Below are 24,794 nucleotides of genomic sequence, written 5' to 3'. Positions count from 1 at the left end.
TCAGCCGCGACGGCAGAGGCGGCGCCAGAGGGTGAGCGGCAGCAGCCAGAGCAGGTTGACAGTGCCGCCCCCGCTGCTGTCCGCGGTGTCGAAGTGGATGATGCCGTCATCCGGCGGGGCGACGGGCTCACCACACTGGGCGCCGGTGCGCTGGCTGATGCTCCAGCCGTTGATGCGCCCCTGATGGCCCGGCTTGCTGTCCACCACCTCCAGGGTCCAGCGACCGGCCAGCGGCTCTCCCACCAGGGAGGTGAAGGGCTGCAGGGGCAGCAGCTCGGTGGGGAAGACCCCCTTGAGCCGTGGCAACGGGCTGTATCCCTTGTCCCAGATCTGGATGCGGGTGCCGGAGGGGGAGTTGAGCCAGATCTCCAGCTCATCCAGAGCCTGGTGTTGCAAGTCCAGGTTCAGCTGCAGGCGATCGCTCACCCGGGCGTCGCTCTTCTCCAGCACCAGGCTGGTTTCGCTGATGCCGCGCACCTCCTCGCTCTGGGCATCCTTGAGGGTCAGCGGCTGGCCGTTGGCCCGGCTGATGACGGGGGTGCCTATGGGCAGGGTGAGGGACTGCTGCCACTGACGCTCGGTCGGGCTGGTGCCGCTCATGGCGAGGCTCACCGGCAGGCTCACCTCGTCGCCACAGGCCAGCGGGCTGGCGGCCAGCAGTCGCACTGTTGTGGTGAGGCTGGCGCCGGCCGCCAGGGTGGTCGCTGACCAGGCCAGGGGATCGGCCTGCAGGCCGGCGGGCAGGGACAGGGTCAGGGCGTTGAGGGTCACCGGGCTGCTGCCGGCGTTGCTGAGGTCCAGCTGCACCGACTGACGCTGCCCCAGCGCAAGGGCGCTGCCCTCGGCCAGGGCGACGTTGACGGGGGCCTGCAGCAGGCCGTGCTGGCGAAACGCCTGCTCCAGATGGCGAGCATAGGATCGCGCCGGATAGAGGCGCGCCGCCGTGTCCACGGTAATGCGGGCCAGCTGCGGCATGCGGATGGCGGGCCCCAGGCCAAAGTGAGACTCGATGACGAGGCGATCGAACTCGTCCCGCGCCCCTTCCCCGTGCTCGGCCACGGACGCCAGCAGGGCCTGGAACAGCGGGGTGCCCCACAGCTGATCCCCGTTGCTGCCGTTGATGGTGCGGTGGGCCGGGTAGTTGTAGTCCGGGTGGTAGCGGGCCCGAGCATCGTCCAGCTGGCGAGGGGTGCGGTCGGTGAAGCGGGCATCCCAGTTGAACACCATGGCGGGCTCGAACTGGCGACCCGCCTCGCTGCGCTGGCGATGGCTGGCGGCCAGGAAGTCGCCGAAGCCCTCGCCGATGGCGCCCCAGTCCCCCTCTTCCCCGAGATCCGGCACTATGTGGTGCTGCACCCCGTGGCCGAACTCGTGCCAGATCACCATGGGATCCTCGGCATCGGGGACGCCGCTGCGGCCCAGCTCCAGCCTGCGCTCGAACGGATCGTAGAGAGAGTTGTCCTGATAGCCTGCGTCCGTGTCGACGTCGAGGGCGCCGGGGATGAGGTCGGTGAAGCCGAGGGCCTTGAGGTGGCGCTGGGCGAGATCCAGGTGGTAGTAGGCGTTGATGTCGGCAAAGCCCGGGTCGTCCCGGGTCAGGCGAAAGGCCTGCTGGTTGTCTGTCCCGTAGGGGGCGGTGGTGGGCTCGATGGCATCCACCACCCTGGCATGGGTGCCGCTCAGCACATAGTTCGAGCCCAGCAGGCTGACCGGCAGGGAGACCTTGTCCTGATAGGCGGCATCCGCCAGCACCAGGGCCTCGTGCCAGACCAGGCTGGCGTCTTGCAGCTGGGTGCGGGGATCGGGATCGAACACCCGCGCCAGGACACGCTGATCTCCCGCATCCGGGGTACGCTGCGCCTGGGTGCTCGCCTGATCGCCCCAGCGGCCGAGCTCGCGGTCCCCCTCGCAACTGGCAAACAGCTGGATCCGGGTGGCCTTGGCATTGCCCTCCTTGTGCTCGCTCACCCGCTGGCGCAGGGCCGGCACCAGGGTGTCGCCGTCGCGCCAGTACCAGGCTTCGACCGGCCCCAGCGGGTCTATCCGGCTGCCGTCGGCGCGCAGCTGGTCCAGCAGGGGATCCAGGCTGGTGCTGGCATCGCAGCCGGGCGCGGCGCTCTGCAAGGGGCGCAGATTGTGATAGAGGCGCCAGGGTCTGCCGGCGCCGTCTATGCTGACGGCGGCCTGGGTGGTGGCCACCGGCAGGCCGTTGACCAGCATGCGGAAGCTATGGTGATGGCCGAGCAGGCTGGCCCTGTCGTAGTCGGGGGCCAGCGTCACGCCGAGGCGCTGCTCCAGCCAAGCCTGGGGCGTGGTGGTCAGGGGGGGCTCATCGACAAACTGCAGCTCGGCCGCCAGCAGGGGCTGGGAGAGCAGGGTTGCCGCCAGCCAGAGGGCCAGGGAGGAGGGTTTCATGGGTGACTCCAAAACAGAAAAGGTGAATGCGGACATCAGTGACGGACCCCAGCCAGGGAGAGCAGGAAGGCATATTCACGGGCAGCCTTCTGCTGCGCGGTGCCCGCACTGGCGAGATGGCCGCCGTCGAGTTCGGTGTGCAGCAGATAGGGACCGGCCCCTGTGCTGTGGGCCCGCAGGCGGGCCAGCCACTTGAGCGGCTCCCAGTAGGGCACCTGGCTGTCGTGCAGCCCGGCCGTCACATAGAGGGGCGGGTAGGGGGCCGCGTGCAGGTTGTCGTAGGGGCTCAGGCGGCGCATGGCCGCATAGTCGGCCGGGATGGCCGGATTGCCCCACTCCCCGTACTCCTGGCGGGTGAGGGGCAGCTCGGGATCCTGCATGGTGCCGAGCAGGTCGACGAAGGGAACCTGCAACACGGCCCCGGCGAAGCGGGTCGGCGCCTGATTGAGGGCCGCCGCCACCAGCAGGCCGCCGGCGCTGCCCCCCATGGCGAACAGCCGGTCCGGATCGATGGCGGGATCCCGGGCCAGGCTGTCTGCCACCGCCAGGAAATCGTCCACGCTGTGTTGCTTGCGCTGGCCGCGACCCTCCTTGTACCACGCCTCCCCCAGCAGGCCCCCGCCGCGCACATGGGCGATGGCGTAGACGAAGCCGCGATCCAGCAGGCTCAGCACCTGAGGCTGGTAGTAGGGGCGCATGGGGGTGCCATAGGCGCCATAGCCGTAGAGCAGCAGCGCCTTGGGCGCCTGGATGTCCTTGCGCCACACCAGGGAGACAGGCACCTTGACGCCGTCACGGCCGACGACCCAGCGCCGTTCGCTCTGATAGAGGGGGCTCGCGACCGGTTTGTCAGCGGCTTGCCATTGACCGGAGGCGAGATCCAGCCAGCGCTGGTGCGGCGCCTCGGCCATGCCCTGGCGGCGGATCAGGATCTGCTGGCTGGCGGGATCATGGGCCCCCTGGATCCAGGCCGTGCCGGCCCCTTCGGTGAGCGCCAGGTTGTGGGTCAGCTTGCCGTCTGCGTCCAGCACATCGAGCCAGTCATCCCCTGCCTTGCGGTATTGCAGCACTGTGTGGCGGGCAAACAGGCGCCACTTCTCGAGCTCCCGGCCCTCGCCGGACCAGAGGGGCTGCCAGGGATCAGCCGCCAGGCTCGTCAGGCTGGGCGCCTGATAAAGCCCCATGGCCCCGTCCCGGTTGCTCTTGACAAGCACCCTGTCCCCCTGGGTATCCAGGTAGTATTCGAGCCCATGTTCACGGGCCCTGAGCAGGGTCGGGCCGCCCTCATCCAGAAGGTATTGCTCCGAGCTGTCGTGGTTGTTGCTCTGCAGCACCAGGTGGCGGTTGTCCGTGGTGCGATAGAGGCTGAGCAGCCAGGCGGGATCGGCCTCCTGGTGCACCAGCGCCTCCTTGCCGGCCTGCCAGGCCCACAGCTGCCAGGGGCGCAGGGTGCGGGGTTCGTTGGCAATGGTGTAGAGGGTCTTGCCATCCAGGCTCCAGAGCAGATCGCTGGCCCGGTGCGCCAGGGTGGTGAGCGTCTCGCCGCTCGCCAGATCCAGCACTGTGATGCGGTAGTCCCTGTCCCCACGGCTGTCTTCGGCCAGGGCAAGCAGGCGGCCATCCGGGTGCAGGGCCCAGGCGGCGATCTCGTAGTAGCCCTCGGCGGGCTGACGGGGGGCCAGCCGCTGGCGGGGGGCGGAGCGGGCGTCGCTGCGCTGCCACAGGCTGCCGTCCGCCTCCATGCGCCATTGGCTGCCCGCCTGAGTCAGCCACTCCTTTGGCAGGGGCTCGCCCCGCTCCCTGGCCTGCCACTCCCCTTGCAGCGTTGTTTCGAGGGGCTTTTGGGCTGCGAGTTGCTCGTCGGTCCAGCGATTCTGCTCGCGCAGCAGCGCCAGCAGCTCGGGGGCGCGGCGACTGTCGTCACGCCAGCCGCCATAGGGATCGAGGCGGGCTATCTCCCCCTTCATCAGTTGTGGACGCTCGGGGATGAGGGGCGCTGCCTCCTGGGTTGCCTCAGGAAGCGGGGCGACAGGGGCCGGGGTGGCCAGCAGGCTGGCCAGTACAAGCAGGCTGTGCATCAGATCCCCACGAAGGTGTAGCGCAGGCTGGCACTCAAGGTGCGGCCGCTCTGGGTGAAGAGGGAGGCGTCGGTACCGGCTTCCAGCCCTGCCACGTCCTGATAGCGGGTGTAGCGGGTGTCGAACAGGTTATCGAGCTTGAGGTTGACCTTGAGGGCATCGGTGATCAGCCAGTCCGCCGTCATGGCGAGACTGAACCAGCCCGCGCTCGTGAGGCAGGCATCCTGGCTCTTGGTCAGGCTGTTGCCGCAACTGGGCACCCGGCTCATGGCTGCGGCGTAGTCCGCCTGCACCCCCAGGCTCCAGTCATGGGTCTGGTAGCTCAGGCGAGTGTTGCCCTCCAGCGGGGTCAGGGTGCGCAGTGCCTCGCCCTGGCTGTCTTCCCCGTCGACCCAGCCGAGCTTGGTGGCCAGCTCCCACTCCTGGGTCAGCCAGTAGCTGGCGGCGATTTCCGCGCCCCAGGTCTCGGCCTTGGCCACGTTGCGGTACTGGCGCAGGATGACGCCGTCACTCAGGCGCAGCCCCACCTCGCGCCAGTCGATGAAGTTGTAGTAGCGGTTGTAGAAGAGGGCCGGCTTGATGCTCCAGTTCTCCCCCTCGCCGCTGAGCCCCCACTCAAGGCTGTGGCTGGTCTCCTCCTTCAGATCCGTGTTGGCGATGATCTGGAATGGCGGCAGGGCGAAGTAGTGGGGAATGTTGCCGTACACCTTGTCGTAGGAGGGGGCCCGAAAGCCGTTGGCATAGCTGAGCCAGCTGCGCCACTGCTCGTTGACGCGGTAGCTGGTGGCCAGGCTCGGGGAGAGATGCCAGCTGTGGTTCTCGCCCTGATTGCCATCTTGCGGGCGCAGCCACTGGTGATCCATGCGCAGGGTGGGGGTGAACTGCCACCGGCCCAGGGTCGCCACGTCGCCGAGCCAGACGCCGGCCCGGTCGGTGCGGGCACTGCTGAAGGGCTCGGACTGGCTGGGCTGGGGCACTCCCGCCTCCAGGCTCAGCTTCTCCACCGGCCGCTCGTGGCGGGTACGCTCCAGCTCGACGCCGTAGCTCAGCTTGTGGGCGATGGCGCCGGTGACGAGATCCCGGCGCACGTCCAGCTCGCTGCCGACCCTCTCTTCGGTGAAGGTGGAGAGCTCCCGCTCGCTGCGGTAGCGGGGATAGCCGCTCAGCAGGTCGTTTTGCAGCAGGCTGCGCTTGTTGGCGCTGTTCTTGGAGTGGTTGCCATAGAGGCTCCAGGTGAACTGATCCGCCAGCAGACTGCCGAGATCGCTCGCCTCCCAGCCAAGCTTGCCCCCCTGGGTGCGCTGGCTGCCCTGCTCGTGGTATTGGCGCACCTGCCACTTGCCGTCGGGCTGGGGCACTTCGCGCGGTCCCTGATCCCGCTCTGCATTGTCCTCGAAGTAGTCGAGCTCCAGGCGCAGCAGGTGGTGATCGCTTAACGGGAAGCGGGAGCTGGTGGAGGCGCTGAGGCCGTCCAGATCCGCCGGGATGCGGCTCTCGTCATAGTTGGCGGTCTCATGCCCCTGCCAGCCGGAGACCCGCAGCAGGTGCTCGCTATCCAGTATCCGGGCGGCGCCGGTGGCGCTCAGCTTCTGCTTGTCGCTGCTGCCGTCCTGCAGCACCTTGCTGCCGAGATAGGCATCCTGCCCCTGCAGGTAGTCCTCCGGCTGCTTGGTGGAGATGACTATGGTGCCGCCGATGGCGTCGGAGCCATGCAGGGAGGAGCCGGCCCCCTTGGCGACCTCTATCTGCTTGACGTCATCGAGATCGAAGCTGAAACGGCCCACCTTGTCGTTGAGGTCGTCGGCGCCGAAGCCGTCGCTGACCCGCACCCCATCCTTGATGATGAGCACCCGGTTGCCGCCCATGCCGCGGATGATGATGTTCTGCGGCCGACCGGCGGAGCCGGTCACCGAGACCCCGGGTTCGTTCTTGAACACGTCGGTGAGCTCGGTGGCGACCTGGCGCTCCAGATCTTCCTCCGTGATGACGGTGATGGAGCCTGAGACATCGGACAGCTTCTGCTCGATGCGCTGCCCCTTGACCACTATGGTCTCGTGGGCCCTGGGTTCGGGATCTGTCCCGGCGGGATCGCTGGCGGCCAGGGCTGTACCGGACAGCAGCATGGGCCAGTAGTGAAGCAGTGTTTTCATTGTTGATAATGATTTTTATTTAAGCCTGAAGGGCGCGGATTATTGCAGATGAATCCCTTCGCTTCAACGATTGATAATCATTATCATTTTGGTTTTATGATCTTGATCGGACTGAGTTTTTTGAGAGATGAATCAGTAGTTGCAGAGGCATACGTTTGCGAAGGGCACTGACCAGGGGAGGGGAAGGGAGCGTTCCGCCTGGATCTTGAGGCAATAAAAAGCCCGCCGAGAAGGCGGGCTGATTGGAGCCGTGCTAGCACCTAGGGAGTGCGATAGAAGCGGTTGAGCTCGTTCATCACCTGGATCATTGCCCCCATGTCCGGGGTGCCGTGCTTGATGGGGCGATAGGTGGCGCGATCCAGCAGCTCGAAGTCACCCTGCTTGTTGAACTGGGTGATGGTGTTGTCCTGATAGATGGCAAAGTCATTCTGATCGCCGGCCAGCAGCCAGTTGCGCGGGCTGGTGTCGAACAGGCTGCGCCCCGTGCTGTAGTCGCGAGGGGGATTGCGTACCCCCAGCATGCCCTTCATCAGGGTCGGCACCAGATCCAGATGGCTGCTTGCCTGCTCCTGTGGCTGGCTCTCGACGCCGGGCCAGGCGAGGACCAGGGGAACCTGCACCTGATAGGGGGAGTAGTTGCTGCCATAGCCCCAGCTGTTGCTCTGGGTTTCGTTGAACTCCTGGCCGTGATTGGAGGTGATGACGACTATGGTCTGCTCGCTCAGACCCTGCTGCTGCAGCTGGGAGAGCATCTGCTCCAGCAGCTGGTCGGTGTAGAACACCGAGTTCTTGTAGCGATTCTCCAGCTTCTGCAGGTTCTCGGGTCTGTAGGCGGTAGCCGGGTTGAACCGGGTCAGCTCGGGCTGGAAGGGGCCCTTGAGGCTGGCGGGCACCTGATAATCTCCCGGGCTCGAGAGATAGACCAGGGAGAACCAGGGCCTGTCCGCGGTGCGCGTGCCAAGCCACTGCTGCCAGTCGCCGATGAGGCGAGTGTCATCACTCTGGCGGGAGACAAACACCTGCTTGCGCAGGCCGGCGAGCAGGCTCTGCTGATATTGCTTGGCGTCTTCCAGGGCACCGAACAGGCCGAACTGGTAGTCCTGGCGCAGCATCTCGTCAAACAGCACCGGCGGGCGCTTGTCGGCACGGATGTCGCCATAGTAGTGGCCGGGCAGCCCGTAGAAGAGGCCGAACATCCCCATGGCGTCATCGTTGCCGCCACTCATATGGCGTCTGTAGTTGAGGTGCTGATCCGCATAGCGCTGCAGATTGGGCATGTTGATGTTGTTGAGCATGTCGGCCCGCAGGGAGTCGACCACCACCACCAGCAGGTTCTTGTGCTCGCTCGGGGCACTCACGCTGAGGGGGCGCAGGGGATAGAGCAGGCGATGCTCGGCGCTGCCCTGGTTCTCGGCCTTCTTCTCATACTGCTCGAGATCGAGCCAGCCATGTTTGGCCAGGAAGCTTCGGGCTGTCATGGGGTAGGAGAGCGGGAAGTTGGCGCGCTGCATGGTGATGGGCTGATACAGGGTGGCATCGGCCCAGCTGTTGACCAGGTGAGTCAGCATGAAGCAGACCAGCAGGGCCAGCCCCACCTGATTGCCGTACTGGCGGCGCTTGCGCTTGTTGATCTTGCGCCACACATAGGCCGACAGCAGCAGCTGCAGCAGGAAGATGGTGGGCACGGCGACGAAGATGATGCTCCAGATAGAGCCCTCTTCGGTCTGGGCCTGATCCAGCAGCAGTTGCCACACCTGGCCATTCAAGTGGAACTTGAATAGCTGGAACACCTGGGTGTCGATGAGCAGCAGCACCTGCGCCAGGGTGGCGATGATGGCCGAAATGAAGCGCAGTGGCTTCTCCCTGGGCAGCACGAAACTCAAGGGGAAGACAGTCAGCAGATAGGTGACGAAGCTCAGGAACGAGAAATGGCCTATCCAGCTGACGATGAGATAGGTGACCCCGAGCGTGGTCGATGGCCAGCTGATGGAACCCAGATAGCGGGTCGCGATCAGCATGGCCAGGATGATGTTGAAGAAGGAGAACCAATGCCCCCAGGTGATCAGGCGAGAAACGTTATCACGATAGGGGTTGCCGGTTTCGACCATAATGATCCATCTGCTTGAAAAACATCAAAGAATGCGAAGAAACTCAGTGAGCATCGTGGCGATGATCCACCGAGGCGGTGAGCGCCTGGATGTACTTCTCGGTGATCGCCTGACGTTGGGCCGGGGCCATACCGTTGATGATGTTGGTGGTCAGGTTGCCAAGCACCATGAGACTGAGATCCACCGGCGCCTTGTGTTTCTCCAGGGCGGTGATCAGGTCGTTCATCAGGGCGTCAAACTGCTCGTTATTGTACTTTGATACGATGGGCATAATCTTGGGTTCATCTCGGTTCAAAGCGCCTTATAATACTTCACCCTTTCGGCTAACACTATGGCTTTGTGACATGAGTCTCGATATCGACAAGATCATTCTTCACTCCCTGCGCGCCGGCAATGACGGTCAGCCTCACGCCGATACCCGCAGTCAGACTCTGCCTGCCGACGAGGCGGTGCAAGGGCTGATGGCAGAACTGCATCGCATCTACAACGGCAAGGGTGGCAAGGGCTTCGGTTTCTTTGCAGACCCCGAAGCCGACGTTGCCGAGCTGGCAGAAGGTGAAGAGGCTCCCAAACAGCCGTCTCCGGCCTTTCGCATCGCCCTCGAACAGCTGCTGGGCGAGCAGACCGAATTCGTCCCCTTCTCTATTACCCTGACCCAGATGCTGGTCAAGCAGCTGGTGGAGCACGCCCTCGATGAGCAGGGGGTGCTGCTGATTGCCAAATACAACTATGTGGGGGTCGATTATCTGATGATCGCCCTGCTGGAGGGCAAGGAGAGCGTCACCGTCAGCGAGGCGCTGGAGCTGCGTCACATTCATTATCTGGATATCGGCAAACTCAACCTGGTGGCCCGCATCGATCTGACCGAGTGGAAAACCCAGCCGGACTCTCGCCGTTATATCACCTTCAGCAAGGGGCGGGTCGGCCGCAAGCTGGGGGACTTTTTCATGGACTTGCTGGGTGCCCGCGAGGGCATGGATGCCAAGGTACAAAATAAAGGCTTGCTGCAGGCGGTGGACGATTACTGCGACAGCTGCCAGCTCGAACCCGCCGAGCGCAATGATTACAAGAAGCAGGTCTTCAAATATTGCACCGAGCAGGCGAGCGCCGGTGAAGAGATCGAAATCAAGGAGCTCTCGGCAGAATTGCCGGGGGACGGCGATCTCGATTTTTACAGCTTCATCGGTCAGGAATATGAGCTGGAAGATCGCTTCCCGGCAGATCGCTCCACCCTGCGCGGTCTGACCAAGTTTGTCGGCTCAGGTGGCGGTCTGACGCTGAGCTTCGAGCAGAAATTGCTGAACAGCCGGGTCTTCTACGATCCCCAGACCGACACCCTGACCATCCGTGGCGTGCCGCCCAACCTCAAGGATCAGCTGCTGCGCCAGTCATAATGTGATCCAGTCACCATTTCTGGCAAAAAGGCACCGGAGTCCGCTCCGGTGCCTTTTTATTTAAGGGGGAGATGAGTCTGGAATCCGGCTTGGTACTTTTGTTAACACATTAAACAAAATAATGGAGTTGAAAGGGTTTTCAATGGGGTGAAACCCCTTTCAATGGTGTAAATTTATTTCTTTTCGGTAATTAATTTTCCATGCAAGGCCAAAAATATGGCGATAAATCCCGATAAGTCGCTGAAATAAGAAAATGTTTTCATAACTTTCTGGAAGAAAATACGTAATTGCATTTCAAAAATGCGAGGCGTGTCATGTGAGGCGTTGCAGGCTTGGGATAATATTCATCTCGCACACAATGCTCTTACAGCGCGGAACTAATACAAGGAAAGGCTCATGAAAAAGAAATTGCTGTCATCCCTGATCGGTCTGGCTACCCTGGGTGTGGCTTGCTCAGCCACTGCTGCGATTGACGAAGGTCAGCTGACCATCTGGATCAACGGTGACAAGGGCTACAACGGCCTGGCCGAAGTAGGCAAGAAGTTTGAAGCCGAGACCGGCATCAAGGTGACCGTCGCGCACCCGGACCAGGTAGAAGTGAAGTTCCAGCAAGCCGCCGCCACCGGCAACGGCCCGGACATCTTCTTCTGGGCTCACGACCGTTACGGTGAGTGGGTCAAGGCCGGTCTGCTGGTGCCAGTGACTCCGAACGCCGCCACCAAGGCCAAGTTCGAGCAGTTCGCCTGGGACGCCATGACTGTCGATGGCAAGACCTATGGCTACCCGGTCGCGGTGGAAGCCGTCAGCCTGATTTACAACAAGGATCTGTTGCCCAATCCGCCCAAGACCTTCGAAGAGATCGCCAAGATCGACGAAGACCTGAAGAAAAATGGCAAGCGCGCCATCATGTGGGCCTATGACACCCCCTACTTCAGCTATCCCCTGGTGGCTGCCAACGGTGGTTATGCCTTCAAGAAGACCGCCACCGGTTATGACGTGAAAGACACCGGCGTGGCCAACGCGGGTGCCAAGGCCGGCGTCGGCTACATCTCCGAGATGATCAAGTCCGGTCACCTGGAGAAGGGCATCGACTACGGTGTCATGGATGCCAAGTTCAACAAGGGCGAAGTGGCCATGATGATCAACGGTCCCTGGGCCTGGAGCAACCTGGACAAGAGCGGCATCAAGTACGGCGTAGCGCCGCTGCCGACCCTGAAGGGTAATCCGGCCAAGGCCTTCGTCGGCGTGCTGGGTGCCACCATCAACGCCGCCAGCCCGAACAAGGATCTGGCCATCGAGTTCCTGGAAAACTACCTGCTGACCGATGCCGGTCTGGCGCCGGTGAACGCCGACAAGCCGCTGGGTGCCGTGGCGCTGAAGTCCTTCCAGAAGACCCTGGAAACCGACCCCAACATCAAGGCCACCATGCAGAACGCCCAGAATGGCGAGCCGATGCCGTCCGTGCCTGAGATGAGCCGTTTCTGGTCTTCCTTCGAAACAGCCCTCAAGAACGTCACCTCTGGCCGTCAGAGCGTTGACGAAGCCCTGGATACCGCTGCCAAGCGCATCGTCCAGTAAGCTAGCACCAGGGAGGCCTTCGGGCCTCCCACTCTCTCCAATCTCTCTTGGCGCAATAAAGGTTAATTGGCATGGAAGTTGTACCTTCTATCGAATCCTATGCCGGTCCGAAGAAAGACAAGTACGTCTGGCTGAAGTGGACCATGGCGGCACTGATTGCAGTGCTTAATGGTTATGCGGCCGTGATGATGTATGCCAGCGGCGAGTGGGTGTTTGCCCTGCTCGATCTGGTGGTCGTTTCCGTCGGTCTCTATGTCTTCATGAACAAGAAGACCTATGCCCACCGCTATATCTTCCCCGGTGTGGCAGGCATGGTTGTTTTTATCATCTTCCCTCTTGCCTACACGATCGGCATCGCCTTCACCAACTATTCGGGGTCCAACTTGCTCTCTCTCGAGCAGGCACGGGATTTCCATCTGAAAAAAATCTATAAGGTGACCGGCGGTGAATTCGATTTCACCCTCCTGGGTGGTGAGAACAATCAGTTTCAGCTGCTGCTGCAACAGGACGACCAATCCTTTATCAGTCAACCCCTTACCCTGCTGAACAACAAGGCGCGTGAACTGACTGTCCGTGAGGGCAGAGTCCGTGACGAGCCACAGGTTGTTCAGCTGCAACCCCTGAACGGGGAAGCGGTCGACCAGGCGGCACCCATACGTGCCATCGTCGATCACCGTACTCACCTGAGCGCCCTGGATCTGGTGCTGCCCGATGGCACCATCCACCTGACCCTGAGCAGCCTGCGCAAGTTTGCGGCGCAAAAGCCCCTCTATACCCAGCTGGTTGACGGGGCCGTGCTCAAGTCCGGTGTCGTTATCAAGGACGGCAACCTGCTGCGGGACAACCAGAGCGGCGAGCTGATGCTGCCCAACGGTGACACCGGCTTCTATCAGTACATAGATGCTGATGGCCACTTCGTCGGCAAGGGCATTGCCCCTGGCTTCGTGGTGAGCGTGGGCTGGAAGAACTTCGTCCGCATCATGACAGACCCGGGTATCCAGGGTCCCTTCATGCAGATCTTCGTCTGGACGGTGATCTTCTCCGCCTGCTCGGTGGCCTTCACCCTGGCCATCGGCATGGTGATGGCGTGTCTGGTGCAGTGGGAGCAGCTCAGGGGGCGCGGTTTCTACCGGGTCATGCTGATCCTGCCCTATGCGATACCGGCGTTCATCTCGATCCTGGTGTTCAAGGGCTTGTTCAACCAGAACTTCGGCGAGATCAACCTGTTCCTGGAAGCGGCGTTCGGCATCAAGCCGGACTGGTACACCACCCCCTTCCTGGCCAAGGTGATGATCCTCATCGTCAACACCTGGCTTGGCTACCCCTACATGATGATCCTCTGCATGGGGCTGCTCAAGGCCATCCCGGAAGATCTCTATGAGGCGTCCGCCATGGACGGTGCGGGTCCGGTACAGAACTTCTTCAAGATCACCGTACCGCTGCTGATGAAGCCGCTGACTCCCCTGTTGATTGCATCCTTTGCCTTCAACTTCAACAACTTCGTGCTTATCCAGTTGTTGACGAACGGGGCGCCGGACATCATAGGGGCCAGTACCCCGGCCGGGACCACGGATCTCTTGGTGAACTACACCTACCGGATCGCGTTCCAGGGCTCGGGTGGTCAGGACTACGGTCTGGCCAGTGCCATCGCCACCGCCATCTTCCTCATCGTCGGCGCGCTTGCACTGCTCAACCTGAAATTGTCCAAAGCGGACAAGCTGTAAGGAGGCTTCTCAATGGCTATCGTACAACCCAAATCAGTGAAATACCGGGTGTGGGCAACCCACCTGGTCATGTGGGGCTTCCTGGCGCTGATCATCTTCCCGGTGATCATGGTCATCGCCATCTCGTTCCGTAACGGCAACTTCTCGGTGGGGGAGATAATCCCCTCCAATCCGACCCTGGATCACTGGAAGCTGGCGCTCGGCATGTCCATCACCAACGCCGATGGCAGCATCACGCCGCCACCCTTCCCGGTGCTGACCTGGCTGTGGAACTCCATCAAGATCGCGGGCATCACGGCCCTGATGATAGTGGTGCTATCCACCACCTGCGCCTATGCGTTTGCCCGTCTGCGGTTCCGTGGCAAGCAGACCATATTGCAGGGGATGCTGATCTTCCAGATGTTCCCGGCGGTGCTGGCACTGGTGGCCATCTATGCGCTGTTCAACAAGATTGGCGACTACATCCCCTGGCTGGGTCTGAACACCCACGGCGGCCTGATCCTGGCCTACATGGGCGGCATAGCGCTGCACGTCTGGACCATCAAGGGCTACTTCGAGACCATAGACTCTTCCCTGGAAGAGGCGGCGGCCATCGATGGTGCGACCCCCTGGCAGGCATTCAGGTTGATCCTGCTGCCCCTGTCGGTGCCCATCCTGGCGGTGGTCTTCATTCTGGCCTTCATCGGCTCCATCACCGAGGTGCCCGTGGCCTCCATCCTGCTGCAGGATGTGAACAACCTGACCCTGGCGGTCGGTGCCCAGCAATACCTCTATCCGCAGAACTATCTGTGGGGTGACTTCGCCGCCGCCGCCGTGCTGTCCGGCCTGCCCATCACTGTCGTCTTCCTCATGGCGCAGCGCTGGCTGGTGGGTGGCCTCACCGCGGGTGGGGTGAAAGGTTAAGGTTTTAATGGCCGGGGGAGTGCTCCCCCGACTATCACGATTTGCACAGATTTCAGAGCGGAGCTCGTCATGGCTGAAGTAGTACTCAACAACGTTCGCAAAAACTACGATCCGGCTGTCCACAAGGACACGCTGCGCAACATCAACCTGGCCATCAAGGAAGGGGAGTTCATCGTCTTCGTCGGCCCGTCCGGCTGTGGCAAGTCCACTTTGCTGCGGATGATCGCGGGGCTGGAGGACATCACCAGCGGTGAGCTGACCATAGGCGGTCGTTACATGAACGACGTGCCGCCGGTGGAGCGCAACGTGGGCATGGTGTTCCAGTCCTACGCCCTCTACCCCCACATGAACATCTACGAGAACATGGCCTTCGGCCTCAAGCTCAAGAAGATGGACAAGGAGAACATCCACAAGCGGGTGATGCGTGCCGCCGAGATCCTGGGGCTCGAGCCCCTGCTGGACAGAAAGCCCAAGGCGCTCTCCGGCGGTCAGCGCCAGCGGGTCGCCATCGGCCGCAGCATAGTGCAGCAACCCCAGGTGTTCCTGTTTGACGAACCCCTGTCAAACCTGGACGCCGCCCTGCGGGTGAAGATGCGCATCGAGATCGCCAAGCTGCACAAGGAGCTCAACTCCACCATCATCTACGTGACCCACGATCAGGTGGAGGCCATGACCTTGGCCAACCGCATCGTGGTGCTGAGCCCCCTCAAGGGCGAGGCGACCACCAACCTGGAGCAGTTCGGCACGCCGCTCGAGCTCTATCACAACCCGGACAACAAGTTCGTGGCGGGCTTTATCGGCTCTCCCAAGATGAACTTCCTGGCAGGCGAGTTGCTGGAAATCGGCGAGCAGGAGTGCGTGGTCAAGCTGACCTCCGGCGATACCGTGCGTGCCCGGGTCGATGCCCGCAGCGGCGCCGTCGGTGACAAGGTGGAGCTGGGCATTCGCCCCGAGCATCTGGTGCCGCTGGATCATGCCCATGCCGACAGCCGGGTGAGCGGGGTGGTGCAGGTGGCTGAACACCTGGGGGCCGAGTCCTTCGTCTACATGGACGTGGATGGTCACGACTTCACCGTCAAGGCCAGCTCGGACGTGGACGTGGCCACCGGCGAGCAGTACAGCGTCGGCATTCCGGCCGAGGCCTGCTACCTGTTCGATGCCAAGGAGCAGGCGTTCCCCCGTACCGCCAGATATATCCGCACCTGATGGTGTTGTTGTGCAGGTTTCCGTAGTATTCAATGCCTTTTTGCCGGTCGAATGACCGGCTTTTTATTGCCTGCCGTGCGGGCAACCGGGCAGGCAGGGTGACGGGGATCAGGTATCGAGCGCGGCGGTGATGTCGGGCACGAAGGTCTGGCTGGTCAGGGGCGGGCGCTCATACCCCTCGGTCTTGATGGGGGGCAGCTTGATGGGCTCGTAGTGGATCGCCTCGTAGGGCACCTTGCCGAGCAGGTGGGCGATGCAGTTGAGGCGGGCGCGGCGCTTGTCGTCGGCCTCCACCACGAACCAGGGACAGTCCTCGGTATCCGTGTAGGTGAACATGTCATCCTTGGCGCGGGAGTACTCCACCCAGCGGGAGCGGGACTGCAAGTCCATGGGACTGAACTTCCAGCGCTTGATGGGGGTGTTGATGCGCTCCTTGAAGCGCTTCTCCTGCTCCTCGTCGCTGACCGAGAACCAGTACTTGATGAGGGTGATGCCGGAGCGAGTCAGCATCCGCTCGAACTCGGGGCAGGCACGCAGAAACTCGCGGTATTCGGCGTCGGTGCAAAAGCCCATCACCCGCTCCACCCCGGCCCTGTTGTACCAGGAGCGATCGAACAGCACCATCTCGCCCGCCGACGGCAGGTGGGCGGCATAGCGCTGGAAGTACCACTGGGTGCGCTCCCTGTCCGAGGGTGCGGGCAGGGCGGTGACCCGGCAGACCCGGGGATTGAGGGGCTCGGTGATCGCCTTGATGACGCCCCCCTTGCCGGCGGCGTCGCGCCCCTCGAACAGCACCACTACCTTGAGCCCCTCCTGCTTGACCCACTCCTGCAGCTTGACCAGCTCCTCCTGCAGCTGGGCCAGGTGGTGTTCATAGGTTTTCTTGTCCAGGCGCGGGCGTTTCTTGCTCTTTTCCTTCGGCATGATCTTCTCCTGTTCGAGTCCTTTTTGTGGGCCACCCCAGCTTGCACCAGGGAGGCGCCACTGCCAAGGGGGCGTGTTACACTGCCGCCCCGTCGCTGCCAGCAGAACAGAAGAAAACATGAAGCCATTGTATGGGTATGGCGATTGATACTGCCGCCTCATCAACCGCTGGCAATAGAAAAAATGAAGCCATTTATGGCGATTTTGCACGGCTGTCTCATCAGCAGCCGCTGGCAACAGGAGATAACATGAAGCATTTTATGGAGATAGCGGGCCGCCGCATGGCCTATCTGGACGAGGGGCAGGGCCCTGTGCTGCTCTTTGGCCACAGCTATTTGTGGGACAGTGCCATGTGGGCGCCACAAGTCGAGGCGCTCAAGGGCAGCTATCGCTGCATCGTCCCCGAGCTCTGGGGCCACGGTGATTCCGACGTGCTCCCTGACGGTGGCTGCACCCTGGCAACCCTGGCCCGGGATCACCTGGCACTGCTCGATGCCCTCGGCATCGAGCAGTGCGTGCTGGTGGGGCTGTCGATTGGTGGCATGTGGGGCGTGGAGCTCGCCAGGATGGCCCCGGCGCGGCTCAAGGGGCTGGTGCTGATGGATACCTTCGTTGGCTGGGAGCCCCAGATCCCCTGCGAGCGCTACCTCGGCATGCTGGCCATGATAGAGCAGCTGGGGACCCTTCCTGCCCCCGTCATCGAGCAGGTGGCTCCGCTCTTCTTTGCCCATGAGCCGGATCCCGCCCTGATGAGCGGCTTCAAGGCGCGGCTCGCCCAGTGGCCAGAGGACCAGGTGGCGAGTCTGGTGGCGGTGGGGCGCAGCTTCGTGACCCGGGAGGATCGCATCGAGTGGCTCGAAGAGATGGCGATGCCGAGCCTGGTGATGACAGGCTGCGAGGACAAGGCGCGCCCGGTGCTGGAGGGGTATCTGATGGCCGAGGCGCTGGCCTGCCCCTTCAGGGAGATACCGGGGGCGGGCCACATCTCGACCCTGGAGAACCCCGAGTTCGTCAACCGGGCCCTGGCCGAGTTCCTGGCCACCCTGTGATGGCCGCATGATGGCTGCGAGTCACATCAAACAAGAAGGGAGCCCATGGCTCCCTTCTTGCTGGTTGGCGGTTGGGTTACCAGATATAGCCCACGGCGAAGCCGGCGTAGAGCTCCCCCTTGTGCTGGACTATGGGACTGTTGGCGATGTCGTCGTCGTAGCGCTCGTAGTTGGCGGCAAACATGCCGATCCAGTGGGGGCTGAAACGGTAGCTGGTGATGATGGCCGCCATGGGGGAGAGGGTGGTGCCCGTGTCCCAAGCCGGGCGCAGCCCCGTGGCCTCGCCCCCCGAGACGCCGCCAAAGTAGTAGTTCGCCATCTTGTCGCTGCGGATCATCATCCCCATGCCGGGCATGATGAGCAGCCTGTCCCGCAGTATGGGGAAGTCGGCCCACAGCAGCAGCTCCTGGCCGTTGCTGCGCCCGGTCACGTCCGTGCTGAGGCGGGTGCTGAGCAGGGCATAGGGGGTGATGAGGCTGGCGCCTATGCCCCCTTCCAGCTGCCACTTGCGCTGCTCCATGCCGGCCAGCTCGGGGGCATCGTCGGGATCCAGGTTGCCAAAGCGCATCCTGCCGTAACCGTAGGCGGCGAAGCTGTCATCCTTGTGAAAGTAGTAGCGGGCCCTGTCCCCGAGGAACATGAACTGCTCGCCGAAGTAGATGAAACCCGGTATCGCGAGGGCCGTGTCATCCTGGCCCTGATAGCGGGCATCGCCACCGATGACGGCGCCACCCAGTACCAGTCCCTTGGGCACCGGGCTGGTGGGGCTGTCCTGCACGAAGATATCGAGGGAGCCGAGATCGACCTCGGCCCGGGCCTGGGTCGCGAACAGCAGGGTCAGGAGTGCGCCAAGCGCGGCGCTGTGCAGGGGACGGACAGGGGGCATGGCGTGATCCTTCATGGGTCGGGGCTGGCAGAGCATACTGCCGACAACCTTGTCAGTGAAGCCTGTTTTTATTTCAAATTCAAGTTGATAGCATCATTGTGCCGCACCTGGATTCAGGCGGGAACCGAGTCCGGGGACCATGAGTTCGCGGGAATAAAAAAGAGAGGCGAAAGCCTCTCTTCTCATCAGGGGGCGGGGCGGGGCGCCTCGTCCCGCTTGGGCCAGGCGTTGAGCACGGCTTTCACCAGGGTCGCCAGGGGAATGGCGAAGAATACCCCCCAGAAGCCCCAGAGCCCGCCGAACACCAGCACGGCAACGATGATGGCCACAGGGTGCAGGTTGACCGCCTCGGAGAAGAGCAGGGGCACCAGCAGGTTGCCGTCGAGGGCCTGAATGACCAGATAGGCCACCATCAGCCAGGCGAAGTCCGGGGTCAGTCCCCACTGGAACAGGGCCACCATGGCGACGGGCACGGTCACCGCCACCGCCCCTATGTAGGGGATGAGCACGGAGAAGCCGACCGCCACCGCCAGCAGCACCGAGTAGCGCAGCCCCATCAGGGCGAAGGGGATGTAGGTCGCCACCCCGACGATGAGGATCTCGATCACCTTGCCGCGGATGTAGTTGATGATCTGGTCGTTCATCTCCACCCAGACCCGGTTGACCAGGGTGCGGTTGCGGGGCAGGAAGCGGCGCAGGCCGCTCATCAGCACCTGCTTGTCCTTGAGCATGAAGAACACCATCAGGGGCACCAGGATGGCGTAGATGAGGATGGCCACCACGTTGATGAGGGAGCTGAGGGAGGCGCTCACCAGCTGCTCCCCCCCGGCCAGAATGCGCTGGCGAATGTTGTCTATGATAGTCTCGACCAGGCTGACGTCGATGATCTCGGGGTACTTTTCCGGCAGGGTGCGCACCGCGTCCTGGGCATGGGCCAGCATGGAGGGCGCCTCCTTGGCGAGGTTGACCCCCTGGCTCACCAGTGTGGGGATGAGCCCCAGCAGCATCATGGTGGTCACAGAGAGAAACAGCAGCAGCACCAGGCTGGTGGCCAGGGGGCGGGAGAGCCCGGTGCGTTGCAGGCGGCTGACCGGCCACTCCAGCAGATAGGCCATCACCACGGCCACCAGCAGGGGGGCCAGCAGATCGCCGAACAGCCAGAGCACGGCGAAGCAGAACACCAGCAGCAGGAACAGGGTAACGGCATCGGGGTCGGAAAAACGGGTCTGATACCAGCGCTTCAATACATCTAACATCGAGGCTTCCTTGGTTTTACCTTGTCATCAGGATGGAAAGGGGCAGCCCGGAGTCTGGCGACATCATGATGGCCGGCTCCCGACCACGAGCAGCAGGGAGAGGCGGGCGGCGGACTCCTCCAGGGGGCGGACGCTGTGACCCAGGCGCTGCAGGTAGGCCGGAATGTCCTGCCGGGAGCCTGCATCCCCCAGTATGAGGTGCAGGGATTGGCCGGGTCTTGCCTGGCGCAACCAGAGCTTGAGCCGGATCAGCGGCTCGGGACAACGCCAGGGTGTCAGGTCGAGCTGTTCCATGAGGATTCCATCGCGTGCGTGGTGGCTATTATGGCCGTGATACCAGTATGAAACAACGCTTGTGGGCCTTGATGGGCAAGGGTATTCTGCCCGAGCCCCTTCTGATGGAGATAGAAATACTGTGGCCCGTTTTTCCCCCTTGATGGCATCGCTTCCCCTGCTGGCATCCCTGATGAGCGCGACCTTTCAGGCTCAGGCGAACAACCAGCTGCCCGACATCGGCACCGCCGGGGTTGCCGCCCTGCCCATCGAGCAGGAGGTGCGTTATGGCAATGCCTTCATGCGGTTTGCCCGGGCGGGCTTGCCCATCATCGATGATCCCGTGCTGAACGAATACATCGACGATCTGGGTCAGCGCCTGCTCACCAATGCCGACGGGGTGCGTTTCCCCTTTACCTTCTTCCTCATCAACGATCCCAGCATCAACGCGGCCGCCTTCCTCGGCGGGCGGGTCAAGGTGCACACCGGCCTCTTCCTCTACGCCGACGACGAGAGCGAGCTGGCCTCGGTGCTGGCTCACGAAATCACCCACGTGACCCAGCGCCACATCGCCCGTTACATGGAGGCGCAGGCGAGCAGCTCGGCCATGACCCTGGCCGGTCTGGTGGGCTCCATTGCGCTGGCGGTGATCAACCCCACTGCCGGCATAGCCGCGCTGCAGACTACCCTCGGGCTCTCCATGCAGTCGGCCATCAACTATACCCGTGACAACGAGTACGAAGCGGACCGCATCGGCATGAAGACGCTCTATGATGCCGGTTTCGATCCCATGGGCATGGCCAGCTTCTTCCAGAAACTGGCGGCGGAGTACCGCTACGCCAGCAAGCCGCCCGAGATGCTGCTCACTCACCCCCTGCCGGAGACCCGGATCAGCGAAGCCCGCGCCCGCGCCAACAGCTATGGCCGCCGTGCCTTGCCCCCCAGCCTCGACTTCTGGCTGGCCAAGGTGCGCATCCAGGTGCGTTATGGCACCGAGAGCCCCCAGGCGCTGCTCACCTATTTCGACAGCCGCCTGCAGAAGGGAGACTACCCCCTCAAAGACGCCGCCACCTATGGCAAGGCGCTGGCCCTGCTGCAGCTCAAGCGCACCGACGAGGCCGATACCCTGATGCAGAGTCTGGCCGCCCGCCATCCGGAGGATCTCTTCGTGGTGGATGCCCTGACCGACATCGATCTCGCCAAGGGGCGCAGCGCCCAGGCCATCGCCCGGCTGGAGCGCTTCCGCACCCGGATGCCGGACAACGAGGTGGTGGTGGTCAACCTCGGCAACGCCTATCTGGAGGCGGGCAACTACAAGAAGTCCATCGCCCTGCTGGATCCTTACGCCCGTGAGCACGACGAGAACAGCCTGGCCTGGAGCCTGCTGTCGGATGCCTATCGCAAGGCGGGACGGATGACGGATCTGCACATGGCGCGGGCGGAGACCCTCTCCCTGCGCGGTGACTACCAGGCGGCCATCGACGAGCTGATCGTGGCCCGTGGCACCACCAGCGACAAGCTGACCCTGGCCCGCATCGAGGCGCGCATCACTCAGCTGGAGCGGGCGAAGAAGGATCTGGACAGCCTGAAGGGCTAGTCCGGCTCACCGCGCCTGCATGCAACGGGGTGCACCAGAGATGGTGCACCCCGTGTCGTCATGGGGCCATCAGGGCCGTGCCGAGGAGACTTGTGTGGCGGCCCAGGCCCGGATGGCGGCGAGCTTGTGCTCATCGAGCTCCCCCACCAGGGTCTGCTGCAACTGCCCCTTGCCGTCGAGCAGGTAGCTGGTGGGCAGCGCGCCAGGCCTTGGGAAGGGGAGGCTGGCCTCATCGAGGGGGATCATCAGGGGCACGGCTATCTGATGGCGCCGGGCCAGCTCGGCCAGCTCGCCGGGGGAGGCGGGATCATAGTTGATGGCTATGACCCCTATCTGTCCCTCCCGGTGCAGCGCCGCGAGCAGGGGCATCTCCCGCAGGCAGGGGGCGCACCAGGGGGCGAAGTAGTTGACCAGCAGCGGCTTGCCCGCCAGGGCGCTCAGGCTGATGTTGTTGCCCGTCCCGTCGGTGAGCTGGGGCGCCGGGCTGCAGGCTCCCAGCAGGGCGGCCACAATCAGCCAACAGATTCGTTTCATTTCCATATCCTTCCCGCTTACCCTGCCCATCTGTTTCCCCTACAATAGCGCCATTTGTTGTCCCATCTTGCAATATCAGGGAGTTACCATGAGCGAGACCCAAATCTATCACAACCCGCGCTGCTCCAAGAGCCGTGAAACCCTGGCCTTGCTGGAACAGCAGGGGATAGCCCCCGAGGTGGTGCTCTATCTGGAACAGGCGCCGAGCGAGGATGATATTCGCATCCTGCTGGGTCAGCTCGGGTTCGCCGATCCGCGCCAGCTGATGCGCACCAAGGAGGATCTCTACAAGGAGCTGGGGCTCAGCGAAGTGAACGGCGATGCCCTGATCGCCGCCATGCACCAGCATCCCAAGCTCATCGAGCGCCCCATCGTCATCAGGAATGGTCAGGCCCGCATCGGCCGTCCGCCCGAGCAGGTGCTGGAGATCCTCAAGTGAGCACCCGCTTCGCCCGTCTGCTGACCCTGGTCGGTTTCTTCGGCCTGCTGGCCTGGGTCATCCTCTGGCATCTGTGGCTCTCTCCCCACCCGGATCTTAACCCCTGGTTGCTGCCGGTGATCTGGACTGTGCCGCTGCTCTTCCCACTCAAGGGCATAGTGCAGGGCAACCCCTACACCCATGCCTGGGGCAACTTCGTGCTGATGCCCTACTTCCTCCACGCCCTCACCCTGATCACCACGGATGAGGGGGAGCGGTGGCTGGCGGTGGTGGAGCTGGTGTTCACCACCCTGGCCTTCGTCGGCACCATCTATTACGCCCGTCTGCGCGGCCGCGAGCTGGGTCTGAGCATTCGCAAGAAGAAGGATGAAGCCCGCTAATAGCGCCCTCTCAACGCCCCGCTCGGGGCGTTTTTCATTGTGTTGATCCTGCCTCGTCCTGGCCCCTGCGGTAGTGGGTGAGTTGCCGCTCACTAAAGCGCATCACCTCGGGGTAGAAGCGCAGAAACCCCCGTTCGCAGTCGCGCCAGCGGCCCTCATCCAGGGTATGGAGCGCCTCCCCCAGCAGTAGGGGGCGACGCAGGCGCCGGCCTATGCCGTTGAGGGCCTGACTCAGCCCCTCCCGATGCCGGTACGAGGCGATCCAGTCCTGCTCGGCCATCCGCCTGAGGGCCATTGGCAGGCCATCCGGCAGGCGGGCGTGATCCGCCAGCAGCTGGCCATAGCTCTGCCGCAGGAAGCGGGGCAGGGGATCCGGGCAAAATTGTTGCCAATGGCGGCTCAGCCAGTGGTCGTAGAGCATGTCCACCAGGATGCCGCCAAAGCGGCGCCAGGGTGCCTCGAAGCAGGCGACCGCCGCCCTGTGCTCGGGGTGGGCATCGGTGAAGGCATCTATCTTGCGGTGCAGCCAGATCCCCTCGTCGAAATGGGCCGCGAGGCCTGTGGGCAGGGGCCCCTTGACGAAGTCCCCCAGCAGGTTGCCGGTGAGGGAGCTTCGGGTGTGGGCCGCCAGATGGAGGTGCGCCAGGTAATTCATGGGATCAGGGTCGTGTGCGGGTCCATGGCAAGGTGCTCAGAGCCTAGAGGATCCTGGTTCTGTTGACCATGGCCAGGATGTGGCGTTGGCCCCACAAGCCCCTCTTGCAGGGCAAATTTGAGGCGTGCTAAGGTGGCTCTCATCTTTGTCACAGGACGCGACAGACCATCATGATGCGCAAAGCCAGAGGTTTCTTTCTGGCCTTCTACTTCAAGCCTTTCTACCTCTCCGAGTGGTTCGACGAATAGATCGAGGCCCCGGAGCAGCTCATTGACGCCCACCGATCATTGATATCTGTCGATCATTGATACCCACGGGGGCGTGATCTCGCTCATCCGCGTTTTGCCGCTTGTTGGCCATCGCCTGCCCACGCTTGCGATGCCTTGACCGCGCCTGTGCGCTTTGTAATGGAGTACTCATGATGAATACCAAACTGACCCTGTCAGCCCTGTTTGCTGCCTGCCTGCTCACCACCCCCGTCACGGCCAAGGAGTGGAAAACCGTGCGCTTCGGTGTGGAAGGCGCCTATCCCCCCTTCTCCTGGACCGATGCGTCGGGGGAGATCAAGGGCTTTGACATCGATCTCGCCCATGCCCTGTGCCAGCAGATGGCCGTCAAGTGCGAGCTGGTGGCGCAGGATTGGGATGGCATGATCCCGGCCCTGCTGTCGCGCAAATACGATGCGATCATCGCCGCCATGTCGATCACCGACGAGCGGCGCAAGAAGGTGGATTTCACCGAGAAATATGCCCATATCCCCAACCGCTTCGTGGCGGCCAAGGGCACCGAGCTGGCGCTGACCCCGGCGGGGATAGCAGGCAAGCGCATCGGTGTGCAGCGCGCCACCACCCACGACAAGTACCTGACGGACAACTTTGGCTCCGATGTCACCATAGTGCGTTACGGCAATGCCGACGAGGCCTATCTCGATCTGAAGGCGGGCCGGGTGCTGGCCTTGCTGGCCGATGCCTCGGCCATCGATCAGGGGCTGCTCGGCAAGGCAGGCGGGGACAAGTTCGAGTATGTGGGGCCGGCCCTGACCGATCGCCAGTGGTTTGGTGACGGCATGGGGATTGCGGTGCGCAAGGGCGATCAGGATCTCAAGGCCAAACTGGACGAGGCGATCAAGACCCTGCGGGCCAATGGCAAGTATCAGGAGATCAACCAGAAGTACTTCAAGTACGATATCTATGGTGGCTGATGGGGGGAGGGAGCTTGCTCCCTCTCTTTTTTCGCGGCAAGTGG

21 protein-coding genes are annotated in these 24,794 nt (G+C 62.9%); 10 read left to right on the top strand and 11 right to left on the bottom strand.

Annotated features, from left to right (window positions below):
- From HB860_RS11920 to HB860_RS11900, 5 genes are all read right to left on the bottom strand, one after another.
- Nucleotides 1–2,415 (bottom strand): proprotein convertase P-domain-containing protein, encoded by a 2,415-nt coding sequence (locus tag HB860_RS11920; protein ID WP_247626786.1) that lies wholly within the window; start codon nt 2,413–2,415, stop codon nt 1–3.
- A 35-nt stretch (nt 2,416–2,450) separates the two neighbouring features.
- The gene (locus HB860_RS11915; protein WP_247626785.1) at nt 2,451–4,493 is read right to left on the bottom strand and encodes a prolyl oligopeptidase family serine peptidase; all 2,043 of its coding nucleotides are present in this window, start codon (nt 4,491–4,493) and stop codon (nt 2,451–2,453) included.
- The gene (locus HB860_RS11910; protein ID WP_247626784.1) at nt 4,493–6,643 is read right to left on the bottom strand and encodes a TonB-dependent hemoglobin/transferrin/lactoferrin family receptor; all 2,151 of its coding nucleotides are present in this window, start codon (nt 6,641–6,643) and stop codon (nt 4,493–4,495) included. The genes HB860_RS11915 and HB860_RS11910 overlap by 1 nt, the downstream gene beginning before the upstream one ends.
- A 260-nt stretch (nt 6,644–6,903) precedes the next feature.
- Complete coding sequence (locus HB860_RS11905) at nt 6,904–8,751, bottom strand: DUF3413 domain-containing protein (RefSeq protein ID WP_247626783.1); 1,848 nt, start codon at nt 8,749–8,751, stop codon at nt 6,904–6,906.
- A gap of 43 nt (nt 8,752–8,794) precedes the next feature.
- Nucleotides 8,795–9,022: a DUF1414 domain-containing protein gene (locus HB860_RS11900; RefSeq protein WP_011705556.1), complete on the bottom strand. Its 228-nt coding sequence runs from the start codon at nt 9,020–9,022 to the stop codon at nt 8,795–8,797.
- Nucleotides 9,023–9,095: 73 nt separating this feature from the next.
- On the opposite strand from HB860_RS11900, the gene yejK reads away from it, so the two are divergent.
- The 5 genes from yejK (at nt 9,096) to HB860_RS11875 (ending at nt 15,556) form a co-directional block, all read left to right on the top strand.
- Entirely contained in the window at nt 9,096–10,145 is a 1,050-nt protein-coding gene (gene yejK, locus HB860_RS11895; protein WP_247626782.1) for a nucleoid-associated protein YejK, read from the top strand.
- Between the two features lie 396 nt (nt 10,146–10,541).
- The gene (malE, locus tag HB860_RS11890) at nt 10,542–11,723 is read left to right on the top strand and encodes a maltose/maltodextrin ABC transporter substrate-binding protein MalE (protein ID WP_025326475.1); all 1,182 of its coding nucleotides are present in this window, start codon (nt 10,542–10,544) and stop codon (nt 11,721–11,723) included.
- Nucleotides 11,724–11,794: 71 nt separating this feature from the next.
- Nucleotides 11,795–13,447 (top strand): maltose ABC transporter permease MalF, encoded by a 1,653-nt coding sequence (gene malF, locus HB860_RS11885; RefSeq protein WP_247626781.1) that lies wholly within the window; start codon nt 11,795–11,797, stop codon nt 13,445–13,447.
- A gap of 12 nt (nt 13,448–13,459) precedes the next feature.
- Nucleotides 13,460–14,350: a maltose ABC transporter permease MalG gene (gene malG, locus HB860_RS11880; protein WP_025326477.1), complete on the top strand. Its 891-nt coding sequence runs from the start codon at nt 13,460–13,462 to the stop codon at nt 14,348–14,350.
- A gap of 69 nt (nt 14,351–14,419) precedes the next feature.
- Nucleotides 14,420–15,556, top strand: a complete 1,137-nt coding sequence (locus HB860_RS11875) for an ABC transporter ATP-binding protein (RefSeq protein ID WP_247626780.1) — start codon at nt 14,420–14,422, stop codon at nt 15,554–15,556.
- 108 nt (nt 15,557–15,664) lie between these two features.
- Here HB860_RS11875 and ppk2 read toward each other — a convergent pair whose 3' ends face one another.
- Entirely contained in the window at nt 15,665–16,480 is an 816-nt protein-coding gene (gene ppk2 / locus HB860_RS11870; RefSeq protein ID WP_202046237.1) for a polyphosphate kinase 2, read from the bottom strand.
- 248 nt (nt 16,481–16,728) lie between these two features.
- Here ppk2 and HB860_RS11865 point away from each other — a divergent pair, with 248 nt between their 5' ends.
- Nucleotides 16,729–17,529: an alpha/beta fold hydrolase gene (locus HB860_RS11865; protein ID WP_247626779.1), complete on the top strand. Its 801-nt coding sequence runs from the start codon at nt 16,729–16,731 to the stop codon at nt 17,527–17,529.
- A gap of 76 nt (nt 17,530–17,605) precedes the next feature.
- Here the strand turns inward: HB860_RS11865 and HB860_RS11860 are convergent, their stop codons facing one another.
- The 3 genes from HB860_RS11860 to HB860_RS11850 all read right to left on the bottom strand — a co-directional run bounded on the left by HB860_RS11860 (nt 17,606) and on the right by HB860_RS11850 (nt 19,965).
- On the bottom strand, nt 17,606–18,415 hold the full coding sequence (locus tag HB860_RS11860; protein WP_247626778.1) for a MipA/OmpV family protein: 810 nt from the start codon (nt 18,413–18,415) through the stop codon (nt 17,606–17,608).
- A gap of 185 nt (nt 18,416–18,600) precedes the next feature.
- Complete coding sequence (locus HB860_RS11855) at nt 18,601–19,671, bottom strand: AI-2E family transporter (RefSeq protein ID WP_139435855.1); 1,071 nt, start codon at nt 19,669–19,671, stop codon at nt 18,601–18,603.
- A 63-nt stretch (nt 19,672–19,734) separates the two neighbouring features.
- A complete protein-coding gene (locus tag HB860_RS11850) occupies nt 19,735–19,965 on the bottom strand; it encodes a sulfurtransferase TusA family protein (protein ID WP_106887269.1) in 231 nt (76 codons plus the stop codon).
- Nucleotides 19,966–20,086: 121 nt separating this feature from the next.
- Here HB860_RS11850 and HB860_RS11845 point away from each other — a divergent pair, with 121 nt between their 5' ends.
- Nucleotides 20,087–21,541, top strand: coding sequence for a beta-barrel assembly-enhancing protease (locus tag HB860_RS11845; protein ID WP_348773032.1), 1,455 nt, complete (start codon nt 20,087–20,089; stop codon nt 21,539–21,541).
- A gap of 69 nt (nt 21,542–21,610) precedes the next feature.
- Here the strand turns inward: HB860_RS11845 and HB860_RS11840 are convergent, their stop codons facing one another.
- Nucleotides 21,611–22,105: a TlpA disulfide reductase family protein gene (locus HB860_RS11840; RefSeq protein WP_247626777.1), complete on the bottom strand. Its 495-nt coding sequence runs from the start codon at nt 22,103–22,105 to the stop codon at nt 21,611–21,613.
- Between the two features lie 58 nt (nt 22,106–22,163).
- Between HB860_RS11840 and arsC the strand changes: the two genes are divergently transcribed.
- Both arsC and HB860_RS11830 read left to right on the top strand, forming a co-directional pair.
- Nucleotides 22,164–22,514, top strand: a complete 351-nt coding sequence (gene arsC / locus HB860_RS11835; RefSeq protein WP_247626776.1) for an arsenate reductase (glutaredoxin) — start codon at nt 22,164–22,166, stop codon at nt 22,512–22,514.
- Nucleotides 22,511–22,894, top strand: coding sequence for a DUF2069 domain-containing protein (locus HB860_RS11830; protein ID WP_139435845.1), 384 nt, complete (start codon nt 22,511–22,513; stop codon nt 22,892–22,894). The genes arsC and HB860_RS11830 overlap by 4 nt, the downstream gene beginning before the upstream one ends.
- A 34-nt stretch (nt 22,895–22,928) precedes the next feature.
- Here HB860_RS11830 and HB860_RS11825 read toward each other — a convergent pair whose 3' ends face one another.
- Complete coding sequence (locus HB860_RS11825) at nt 22,929–23,549, bottom strand: ACP phosphodiesterase (protein ID WP_247626775.1); 621 nt, start codon at nt 23,547–23,549, stop codon at nt 22,929–22,931.
- 418 nt (nt 23,550–23,967) lie between these two features.
- Here HB860_RS11825 and HB860_RS11820 point away from each other — a divergent pair, with 418 nt between their 5' ends.
- Complete coding sequence (locus tag HB860_RS11820; RefSeq protein ID WP_247626774.1) at nt 23,968–24,750, top strand: ABC transporter substrate-binding protein; 783 nt, start codon at nt 23,968–23,970, stop codon at nt 24,748–24,750.
- Nucleotides 24,751–24,794: the final 44 nt, after the last annotated feature.

The organism is Aeromonas genomosp. paramedia (assembly GCF_023093515.1).
In the GTDB taxonomy this organism is placed as follows: Bacteria; Pseudomonadota; Gammaproteobacteria; order Enterobacterales; family Aeromonadaceae; genus Aeromonas.
This window is presented reverse-complemented; position numbering and strand designations above follow the sequence as displayed.